This window comes from Vibrio sp. 1288 (genome assembly GCF_033344475.1).
Genome location: NZ_JAWPOX010000067.1, coordinates 1 through 9,839, shown reverse-complemented (window position 1 = coordinate 9,839; position 9,839 = coordinate 1). Strand labels below are relative to the sequence as shown.

Genomic DNA, 9,839 nt, shown 5'->3' with positions numbered 1-9,839 from the left:
TGAGTAGTTTTACAGGCAAAGCCGAAACGGATGATAACCACCTACTGAAGTAGGTGGTTTAGGGCTGAAAACAAAAATCCCCCTGTATTCGGGGGATTTATTAGCGCTTATTTGAAAGCGCTCAATACATAGCAATACTAAAGAGAGATTAGGTTGCTGTATTTGGGTCGAGAGGGCTAATGTAGCCTTTTGGTTTTAGAGCCAACACGTCGCAATTTATTTTATCAATTACGTGCTCCGCTGTATTACCAATAAAGACAGCAGAAAGCCCTGTTCGCCCTGTGGTACCTAAAATAACCATTGCTGCGTTCAAGCGCTCTGCAGCTGCCGGAATGACATCTTCAGGTAAACCTTGCTCAACTATCGTTTGTTCTTCATCAAGACCATGTTTTTGGCGTAGTGCTTTCATAGCCGTTAAATGATGACCTCGCACTGCATCGGTATAAGTCGTTGGGTCAAATTCAGGAAGTTCAATCGTAATGTTCGCCGGTGTAACGGGGTAGGCGTTAACAAGATATGGCTTGGCCTCAAGCCGAGTGGTGATTTCTTTTAATCGCTCGACCATCGTATCGTTGAGATCAATATGAGTCGGGTTTTCTGAGCCCACATGTACTGAGGCAAGGATACTTGCTTGTTCCGGCCAAGCAGCATTCTTAATAAGAAGCACTGGAATAGGGCATTTTCGCAACAAGTGCCAATCTGTCGGTGTGAAAATGACAGACTCTAAAACATCATGCTTACGTGTGCCTTTGATGACTAGGTCATGATTGCCTGCATAGACTTCAGCAATAATCGCCTCATAAGGGCGGTTGTGCCAGACAACACAAACATCAAAGTCGAAGCCATCGTTTAGGTATGGTTGAGCAATTTTACGCATCCACTGCTCACGCTGATGAATGACACCTCGACGCATAGCATCTCTTTCATCCACTGATAGCATTGACGTCATGTCATACGAGAAATCGTAAATGGATAAAAAGAAAGTGATTCGGCTTCTAGATACACTTTTCTGAGCTAATTGAACAGCTCTTGCAAGTGCGGGCTGCTCATCATTATTGATGTCAGCTACAACAAGGATCTTACTGTATATACTCATAACTAAGCCCACTTCTATTGCAAAACCAGATACTGAATGTAAATTAAATCAGTATTTTGGAGTACTCACCGTACATTTTTACTGTAGCTTAGTTTGGAGAACTTTTTGAGGACTTTCGAAAGGAATTTATGAGAAATATGATGTAGCTCATTTTTGAGCTACATCAATAATTAGGGTGTATTATTCTTTAGTTACACCAGCAAGTTCCATCAATGCATCGTGGTCTAAGATAGTGATATATTTACCTTTTACGCTTAGGATCTCAGATTTCTGGAAACGACCTAACAAACGACTGATCGTTTCGACTGTAAGACCAAGGTAGTTGCCAATATCACCACGAGTCATAGTTAAACGAAACTCTCTAGGGCTGAAGCCACGCTGAGAAAAACGCGTTGATAGGTTGTAAAGGAAAGCAGCTAGTCGCTCTTCTGCGTTCTTTTTAGAAAGAAGCAAAATCATTTCCTGATCACCTTTAATTTCGTTACTCATCAAACGCATGATTTGCTGGCGAAGCTTAGGCATTTTACCCGATAGATCGTCTAAAATTTCGTATGGGATTTCACATACCATCGACGTTTCGAGTGCTTGAGCAAAGCTAGGGTGGGAGTCACCAGTGATAGCATCGAAACCGACTAAGTCTCCAGCTAAGTGAAACGCTGTGATTTGCTCATCACCTTGCTCTGTGATCGTATAGCTCTTGATGGTACCAGAGCGGATAGCGTATAGCGATTTTAGCTCATCACCGGCCTTAAAAAGCTCTTGTCCTTTTTGAATAGGCTTCTTACGTTCGATGATTTGGTCAAGCTGATCAAGTTCTGCCTCATTTAGAGTGAACGGGATACACAGTTGACTAATGCTACAATCTTGGCAATGAATGGCGCAACCGCCTGATTGGATACGCTTTGTTGCAGGTTTTTCAGAAATCATAACAACCTTTCACTATTTGATATACATCAATATTTTAGCATCGCTTAATCCTAAAGGGTAGCAAAAATGTTACCTCAATAGAGTTTAACGTTATATGAAACCGAGTAACGCTAAGGCTCCTACAGCGGTATACGTACCATAGCCAATAAGGATTAATGCTGAAATATTTCTAAATATTAATGATTTTTGTAATTTCTGAAAATGATTGGCACCGTATCCAATAATAAGCATTGCAGGTAGCGTTCCGAGCCCAAACGCAAGCATAATTAGGCCGCCGTTCATCGCACTACCAGAAACCGCCGACCAAGTAAGCGCTGAATAAACTAAGCCACATGGTAACCAACCCCAAATAAAGCCAAATGGCAACGCGTGAAGAGGATGCTTTAGTGGCAACAGATTCTTCCCTGCCGGCGAGATAAAGCGCCAGATATACTGCCCTAGCTTTTCTATTAAAAGTAAGCCTTGCCACCATTTAGCAATATACAGCGCGACCAGGATCATGAATAACGCAGCAATCAGCCTTAACCAAGCAAGAGAGTGCGTTAACCCACTAAGCTCAGATAAACCTGATATAGCACCACCCACTAATGCACCTATTAAGGTATAACTGATCAATCGTCCGAGGTTGTAGAAGAGAGGGATAAGAGGGGTGGTTTTATTTTTAGCAGAAGAGCCCATGGTAAGCAGAGACGCGATACCACCACACATACCCATACAATGACCGGCTCCTACTAAGCCGATCATCAACGCACCGATAAAATCAGGAGTCATAAAGGTCGCTACTTTTTATCACTATTAGATTGGTCTTCTTCGTCGAGAAGAATGTTGTGCCCTTGCCGTTCAAGATCTTCAAACTGATCGCTTCTTACCGCCCAAAGAAAAACGGCGACAGCAACACAAACGAGAACGATAGCGATGGGAATCAATATATAAAGACTTTCCATGTTTGCTTTCTCTACTTATTTCTCTTTGAGCAGGCGCAAAGAGTTAGATACAACGATAATTGAGCTTGCAGACATGCCAACTACTGCAATGTAGGGAGCCACTAAACCTGCGACCGCCAAAGGCAAAATTAACAGGTTGTAACCCAAAGACCAAGCCAAGTTTTCTCGAATAACCTTTCTTGTACGCAGTGCAAGCAAACGTGCTTCTAGTAGCTTTTCGAGATTATCTCCAAGTAACGTCATATCTGCAGAAGCTTTAGCGACATCTGTACCACCGCCCATTGCGACAGAAAGGTGAGCTCCGGCGAGAGTCGGCGCGTCATTGATTCCATCACCAACCATCATAGTGATACTGTTTTCGTCCAAGCTCTTAAGGTATGCAAGCTTATCTTCTGGCTTTGCTGACGCGACGATGTGATCGATACCAATTTCATTCGCCACTGGTTGGGCGTTTGAGAGAGAATCACCAGTTAGCAGGGTTGTCTTAATTCCAGCGTCAGCAAAACGTTGAATAAAGGCTTTGCTTTCTTTTCGGATAGGGTCGCGGTAGTAAAAGCTAGCGACATGCTTGCCATCAACCGACAGATAGACCGCCTGGCTTTCACCACTTTCTTTGCCTTGAACAAAAGCAGCACTACCTATCTTAACGATTTTGCCATTCCACATACCCTCAATCCCTGAACCAATCACGTTTTGCACGTCAGACACGATAAAGTCATCATTGGTGTAAGTTGCAAAAGAACGAGCGATAGGGTGGTTTGCATGAGCCTCTAAAGCTGCAGCTAGTGATAGACAATCTTTCTGTGGGAGATCACTAAGTACCTTTGTTTCACAGATCTCAATATCACCTTTCGTTAGAGTGCCTGTTTTATCTACAACTAAGTGGTTGATCTTACATAGTGTCTCAAACACATGGCCTTTACGAAGCAAAATGCCAAAATTACCCATTCTAGAGGTAGCACAAGTGAGAGCGGTCGGAGTGGCCAGAGATAGCGCACATGGACACGTAGCGACTAGCACAGACAGCATGATCCAAAACGCATCATCTGGTTTTGTTTGATGCCAGTAAAACCAAGTACCAGCAGAGATAATAAGAATCACACCAACAAAGTAACGGGCGACAATGTCTGCAATTTCCGCAATTTTAGGTTTGGAGTGTTGAGCTTCATCTTGTAAACGCACGATGTTAGAAATCATTGAATCGGCCTTTGAGCTTACTACCTCAAGTTCAAATGATTCGTCTCCGTTTAGCGTTCCCGCATAAACAATATCGCCTTCTCGTTTCACAACATGCACTGACTCACCCGTTAGCATGGATTCATCAATATGAATACGGCCTGAAATAACTTTACCGTCAGCGGGGATATGTTCACCAGGTAGAACGCGAATACGATCGCCGACTTTTAGCGTCTTCACGGGTATCTGATCACCGTCCAGCGTTGTAGCAATTGCAGGAATCAACTTAAGAAGGTTACCACTCGCTGCAGCAGCTTTGCGACGAGCGCGCATCTCTAAGAATCGACCTACTAACAAAAAGAAGGTAAACATCGAGATAGATTCAAAGAAGACTTCGCCTTGTTCAGTTACTGTTGCAACTAAACTTGCAACATAGGCAAAGATCAACGCGATAGAAACCGGGACATCCATACCAAGGGTTCGGCCTTTGATACTGCGCCATGCGTTTAAGTAAAATGGAAGAGCGGAATAAAGCAAAACAGGAGTAGCAAAAATCAAACTTACCCAACGAAAGTAACTTTTAAACTCTGGCTCTAAATCACCAAAGACTTCGAGATACAGTGCAACGGCGAGCATCATGACCTGCATGGTTGCTAAACCTGCAATACCTAGCCGATATAGATATTGCTTCATCATTCGATGGTAAGAGGCTTCTTGCTTATCTGCTTCAAAAGGTGCAGCTTTGTAACCAAGTTTATGAATAACGGAAAGGAGCTCGCTTAACCGTACCTGAGTTTTATCCCAGGCTAGTAACGCTCGATTGGTGGTTGTATTAACACGGATAGATACCAACCCGGCCGTATTAGAAACTTGCTTTTCGATTAACCACGCACAAGCGGCACATGAAACGCCTTCCAAAGAAAGGGTTACTTCAGAAACATTTTCGCGATTTCGTACGAATTCAGATTGTACATCCGCATTGTCATAATGAATTAAAGCTTGGAGTTGCTCTGGTACTAGATCTGCCTTTTCTGCAGGCGCAGTGCGGTATTGGTAATATGATACAAGACCACTATCGACAATAGTCTGCGCCACAGTTTCGCAGCCCGGACAACACATGTCGCGAATTTCACCCAATATTTCTACTTTGAAATCCGTGTTGGCTGGTACATCTTCACCGCAGTGATAACAGGATTTACACATATGCTTACTTCATTAACGGTGTTGAAGAGGCAGGAAACTCAACTTTACCTTGGATCATCCATTGCTTGTCGTGTGGTTGTAGTTCAACAAACCATGGTCCTTGAATAGATTCCTCAGCTTTTAGTCGGTAATTACCAGATGCATCCGCTGTTACAAGCTTTGTGAAGTCACGATCAGGAAGAGTACGATGAGTGAAAGTGGCCGTTAGAGCAGGGTAATGAGGTAGCTTCCCTTTAGCGAAAACAATCACAACATTGTTATTTTCAGAGGAAATCTCAGCGTTAAGACCTAGGTCACGAGCGACATTCATTTTACTAATGTCGATATTAATGCCTTTGCCTTTTTTATAGTAATCCTCGGCGACTAAAGAAACAGAGTTGTTCGAGAAAACGACCACAGTAATCACAGTCCAAACTACGACAGTAAGAGGAAGGATGATTAGGAACCACGGCCAAAATTGTTTATACCAAGGCTTTACCATAAAAAAGTTCTCAACAGCTAAATGAAAAAAATGTAAGGCGTTAAATTTAAAGGAAAGACAGCCCCTATGAAAGGGGCTGTTATTGCTATGTTACGTAATATCTCAGTTACTTACTCTCTGAGTTACTTAAACTCCAGACATATGAGGCAACGAGCTGAACTTTATCTTCACCCAAAATGTCTTTCCACGCAGGCATTACGCCTGAGCGTCCGTTCATTACGGTTTCTGTTACAGCTGCACGAGAGTCACCAAATAACCAGTCTTGGTCTGTAAGGTCAGGCGCACCGACTGCAGGGTTACCCTTACCATCGGTACCATGACAAGCTGCACACACTACGAAGCGTGCTTTACCTGCCGCGGCTTCACGAGCATTTACTTTACGACCAGATAGACTAAGTGTGTAACTTACAACTTCTTGAACACCTTGCTCACCAAGGGCATCTTTCCATGCTGGCATTTGACCAATACGGCCGTGCATGATGGTTGTAACGATCGCTGCTGGCTCGCCACCATACAGCCATGCATCATCAGTCAGGTTAGGGAAGCCTTTCTGACCACGTGCATCAGAGCCATGGCATTGAGAACAGTTTTGCAAAAACAAACGCTGACCAACTTTTAATGCTTCAGGATCTTGCGCAATTTCAGGAATTGGGCGTAGACCACTGTCATTGTGCGCAAGTTTACGGAATGCTTCGCCGAAGTAAGCGTCGGCATCATCCAGTTCTTTTGCATATTGGTTTAGTTGCTTGTTCTCTTGTGCTGCAGCGATGGCTTCTTTTGACTCTTCTAGTGAGCGAACGGTTTGAGCCGAACTCTGCCAGTTTAAAAAGCCCTTGAAGCTACCTAGACCTGGGAATAGGGCAAGGTAAACTGCTGCGAACACAAATGTGCTTACAAACAGGTAAGTCCACCACTTTGGTAGAGGGTTGTTTAGCTCGCGAATACCATCGTACTCGTGGCCCATGTCTTCCCCTTCCTCGACGCCCATTTTATCTTTAGCGCACCAAGTCAGGAGAATCGCACAGCCTACTAGCGTACCGACAGTAATCACGATAATCCAGAGACTCCAGAATGTAGTCATTACTTCTTCACTCCTTGGTTATTAGGGGTCTTTTGTTCTTCGTCAGCAAACACCAAGTTGGCATCTTCTTCAAAGCGTGCTTTACGCTTTTTACTAAATGCCCACCATACGATGCCAATAAAACTAGCGAAGAGTACAACGGTATAAATACTATGAATTGTACCGAAATCCATATGATCCCCTTACTTCATTGCATGACCAAGAGACTGAAGGTAAGCGATGATTGCATCCATCTCTGTTTTACCTTCTACTTCTTTAGCCGAATTCGCGATCTCTTCATCAGTGTATGGAACGCCGAACTGATCACGAAATAGCTCAAGTTTCTTCTGAGTTAGCTTACCGTCTAAAACGTTTTCAGCTAGCCACGGGAAACCTGGCATGTTTGACTCAGGTACAAGCTCACGAGGATCTAACAGGTGAACACGGTGCCATTCGTCAGAATAACGACCACCAACACGAGCTAAATCCGGGCCTGTACGCTTAGAGCCCCAAAGGAATGGGTGTTCCCAAACACTCTCACCAGCAACAGAGTAGTGACCGTAACGTTCAGTCTCTGAGCGGAAAGGACGAACCATCTGGCTGTGACAGACGTTACAACCTTCACGGATGTAGATATCACGACCTTCCATCTCCAAAGGAGTGTAAGCACGCAGATTTTCTACAGGTTCAGTCGTTTGCTTTTGGAAAATCAGCGGAGTGATCTCTACAAGAGCGCCCCAACTGATAGCAAACACGATAAAAATAGCCAACAAACCGACATTACGTTCTAAGATTTCATGGCGATTATTAGAATTATTACTCATTCTTAAATCTCCTTATGCCGGATGTGGGATAGCTTTTAGGCTTTCTTTTGGTGCACTTACCGTTTTGTACGTGTTATATGCCATTAGGAACATACCAGATAGGAAGATAAATCCGCCTAGGAAACGTACAAAGTAGAACGGATAAGACGCTTCTACAGACTCAACAAAGCTGTAAGTTAGCGTACCGTCAGAGTTAACCGCGCGCCACATAAGACCTTGCATTACACCAGAGATCCACATCGCAACGATGTAAAGAACGGTACCGATTGTTGCTAGCCAGAAATGCACATTAACTAGACCAACAGAGTACATACGCTCTTGGCCAAATAGGCGAGGTACCAAGTGATATACAGAGCCGATAGAAACCATCGCAACCCAACCTAACGCACCAGAGTGAACGTGACCAATGGTCCAGTCTGTGTAGTGAGAAAGTGCGTTAACCGTCTTAATCGACATCATCGGGCCTTCAAAGGTAGACATACCGTAGAACGACAGTGAAACGATTAGGAAACGTAGGATAGGGTCATAACGAAGCTTATGCCATGCACCAGATAACGTCATAATACCGTTGATCATACCACCCCAAGAAGGAGCAAATAGAACCAGCGACATAACCATACCTAGAGACTGAGTCCAGTCTGGTAGCGCTGTATAATGAAGGTGGTGAGGGCCTGCCCAAATATATAGAGAAATAAGTGCCCAGAAGTGAACGATAGATAGACGGTAAGAATAAACAGGACGTTCAGCTTGTTTAGGAACGAAGTAGTACATCATACCTAGGAAACCAGCGGTCAGTAGGAAACCTACCGCATTGTGTCCATACCACCACTGAACCATCGCATCCACTGCGCCCGAGTAAATCGAGTAAGATTTACCAAGTGACACAGGAATAGCCATGCTGTTCACGATGTGAAGTACTGCTACTGTGATAATAAAGGCACCGAAGAACCAGTTTGCCACATAAATATGTGACGTGTTTCGCTTCACTAGTGTGCCGAAGAACACCACCGCATATGATACCCATACTAGCGCAATTGCGATATCAATAGGCCATTCTAGCTCAGCATACTCTTTACCCGATGTTAAACCGAGAGGCAAAGTAATGGCTGCTGCCAGGATGATTGCTTGCCAACCCCAAAAGGTGAAGGCAACGAGTGGGCCACCAAAAAGACGTGTTTGACATGTGCGCTGTACAACATAATAAGACGTTGCGAACAGAGCACTGGTACCAAACGCAAAAATTACCGCATTAGTATGCAGTGGACGTAAGCGACTGTACGTCAACCACGGCGTATCAAAGTTTAGCTGTGGCCAAACTAATTGAGCGGCAATCAAAACACCAACAGCCATACCAACTATGCCCCATAAAATGGTCACAAGGGTAAATTGGCGAACGACTGTATAGTTGTAGTTTTGTTCAAGCTGCTTTACTTGGCTCATTTGCATGCTTCCAATTTCTAATTAACTACACTTTTACTTCCAACACGACTTGCGTCGTAACACCACCCAAGTAAACTCTAGAATTCAAGTGTTATCATCACCTTATTTCCATTGCTGACTTTAATAAAAAGTGGCATTTTCAGCGTGACACTATACTTGAATTAACAATTCAATGACAGGGTAGTAACCTTACTGGACCTCTGGAAATCATTTTTTATTTAAAAAGTTTGAAGTTTGTAACAAGGATATTAGTAATTATGCCTGCACAAAAGTTAACAAAGGCGCGACTTGCACAAATCTTAATCATGCTCAGTGTTTTAATAGGCGCATTTTTCTGGCGTACCTTTACACACGAGAGTGTTAATAGCGTTGACTGTTCACAAAAAGAACGATGCGATGTAACAATTGAAGGAGAAATAATCACGATTAATCGTGACTCAATGGGAATTTCGCTCGAAACGACAGAAAGTAGCACTCTAAAAATTGATCTAAATCAATCTGGTAATTTTATCAATCTCAACGAAAAGCATAAGTCAGTAGAATGGGACATCATGCCTGAATCGAAAAAAATCACCTTTAAAAAAGGTGAAAACATTGTTGTAGTTCAATTATAAAGGCTATGTTCCCTTTAACTGTTGTTATACTTAAAGTAGGCAACGATTGGAGGGAACTCCTATGCTTCAGTCAC

The 9,839-nt window shown here is 43.4% G+C and carries 11 protein-coding genes; 1 reads left to right on the top strand and 10 read right to left on the bottom strand.

What is annotated here, in order from left to right:
- Window positions 1-148: 148 nt before the first annotated feature.
- From uspE to ccoN, 10 genes are all read right to left on the bottom strand, one after another.
- The gene (gene uspE / locus R8O11_RS24370; RefSeq protein WP_005377500.1) at window positions 149-1,096 is read right to left on the bottom strand and encodes a universal stress protein UspE; all 948 of its coding nucleotides are present in this window, start codon (window positions 1,094-1,096) and stop codon (window positions 149-151) included.
- Between the two features lie 180 nt (window positions 1,097-1,276).
- Window positions 1,277-2,023, bottom strand: a complete 747-nt coding sequence (locus tag R8O11_RS24365; RefSeq protein WP_005377497.1) for an FNR family transcription factor — start codon at window positions 2,021-2,023, stop codon at window positions 1,277-1,279.
- 90 nt (window positions 2,024-2,113) lie between these two features.
- Window positions 2,114-2,794, bottom strand: a complete 681-nt coding sequence (locus R8O11_RS24360; RefSeq protein ID WP_017634899.1) for a sulfite exporter TauE/SafE family protein — start codon at window positions 2,792-2,794, stop codon at window positions 2,114-2,116.
- An 8-nt stretch (window positions 2,795-2,802) separates the two neighbouring features.
- Window positions 2,803-2,967, bottom strand: coding sequence for a cbb3-type cytochrome oxidase assembly protein CcoS (gene ccoS / locus R8O11_RS24355; protein ID WP_005377493.1), 165 nt, complete (start codon window positions 2,965-2,967; stop codon window positions 2,803-2,805).
- A 15-nt stretch (window positions 2,968-2,982) separates the two neighbouring features.
- Window positions 2,983-5,346 carry a heavy metal translocating P-type ATPase gene (locus R8O11_RS24350; protein ID WP_213964470.1) on the bottom strand — a complete coding sequence of 788 codons (2,364 nt, stop codon included), beginning with the start codon at window positions 5,344-5,346 and terminating at the stop codon, window positions 2,983-2,985.
- A gap of 4 nt (window positions 5,347-5,350) precedes the next feature.
- Window positions 5,351-5,827 carry a FixH family protein gene (locus R8O11_RS24345; RefSeq protein WP_005377489.1) on the bottom strand — a complete coding sequence of 159 codons (477 nt, stop codon included), beginning with the start codon at window positions 5,825-5,827 and terminating at the stop codon, window positions 5,351-5,353.
- Window positions 5,828-5,933: 106 nt separating this feature from the next.
- Window positions 5,934-6,908 (bottom strand): cytochrome-c oxidase, cbb3-type subunit III, encoded by a 975-nt coding sequence (ccoP, locus tag R8O11_RS24340; protein WP_005377487.1) that lies wholly within the window; start codon window positions 6,906-6,908, stop codon window positions 5,934-5,936.
- Entirely contained in the window at window positions 6,908-7,081 is a 174-nt protein-coding gene (locus R8O11_RS24335) for a cbb3-type cytochrome oxidase subunit 3 (protein ID WP_005377485.1), read from the bottom strand. The genes ccoP and R8O11_RS24335 overlap by 1 nt, the downstream gene beginning before the upstream one ends.
- A gap of 9 nt (window positions 7,082-7,090) precedes the next feature.
- Entirely contained in the window at window positions 7,091-7,711 is a 621-nt protein-coding gene (gene ccoO / locus R8O11_RS24330) for a cytochrome-c oxidase, cbb3-type subunit II (protein WP_005377475.1), read from the bottom strand.
- A 12-nt stretch (window positions 7,712-7,723) separates the two neighbouring features.
- Complete coding sequence (gene ccoN / locus R8O11_RS24325; RefSeq protein ID WP_005396488.1) at window positions 7,724-9,151, bottom strand: cytochrome-c oxidase, cbb3-type subunit I; 1,428 nt, start codon at window positions 9,149-9,151, stop codon at window positions 7,724-7,726.
- Between the two features lie 257 nt (window positions 9,152-9,408).
- Here ccoN and R8O11_RS24320 point away from each other — a divergent pair, with 257 nt between their 5' ends.
- Complete coding sequence (locus R8O11_RS24320) at window positions 9,409-9,765, top strand: hypothetical protein (protein ID WP_005377473.1); 357 nt, start codon at window positions 9,409-9,411, stop codon at window positions 9,763-9,765.
- The last annotated feature ends 74 nt before the right edge of the window (window positions 9,766-9,839 follow it).

Coding starts and splice junctions, on each gene's coding strand:
- uspE (WP_005377500.1), bottom strand. CDS start 1,096: ATGAGTATATACAGTAAGATCCTTGTTGTAGCTGACATCAATAATGAT.
- R8O11_RS24365 (WP_005377497.1), bottom strand. CDS start 2,023: ATGATTTCTGAAAAACCTGCAACAAAGCGTATCCAATCAGGCGGTTGC.
- R8O11_RS24360 (WP_017634899.1), bottom strand. CDS start 2,794: ATGACTCCTGATTTTATCGGTGCGTTGATGATCGGCTTAGTAGGAGCC.
- ccoS (WP_005377493.1), bottom strand. CDS start 2,967: ATGGAAAGTCTTTATATATTGATTCCCATCGCTATCGTTCTCGTTTGT.
- R8O11_RS24350 (WP_213964470.1), bottom strand. CDS start 5,346: ATGTGTAAATCCTGTTATCACTGCGGTGAAGATGTACCAGCCAACACG.
- R8O11_RS24345 (WP_005377489.1), bottom strand. CDS start 5,827: ATGGTAAAGCCTTGGTATAAACAATTTTGGCCGTGGTTCCTAATCATC.
- ccoP (WP_005377487.1), bottom strand. CDS start 6,908: ATGACTACATTCTGGAGTCTCTGGATTATCGTGATTACTGTCGGTACG.
- R8O11_RS24335 (WP_005377485.1), bottom strand. CDS start 7,081: ATGGATTTCGGTACAATTCATAGTATTTATACCGTTGTACTCTTCGCT.
- ccoO (WP_005377475.1), bottom strand. CDS start 7,711: ATGAGTAATAATTCTAATAATCGCCATGAAATCTTAGAACGTAATGTC.
- ccoN (WP_005396488.1), bottom strand. CDS start 9,151: ATGAGCCAAGTAAAGCAGCTTGAACAAAACTACAACTATACAGTCGTT.
- R8O11_RS24320 (WP_005377473.1), top strand. CDS start 9,409: ATGCCTGCACAAAAGTTAACAAAGGCGCGACTTGCACAAATCTTAATC.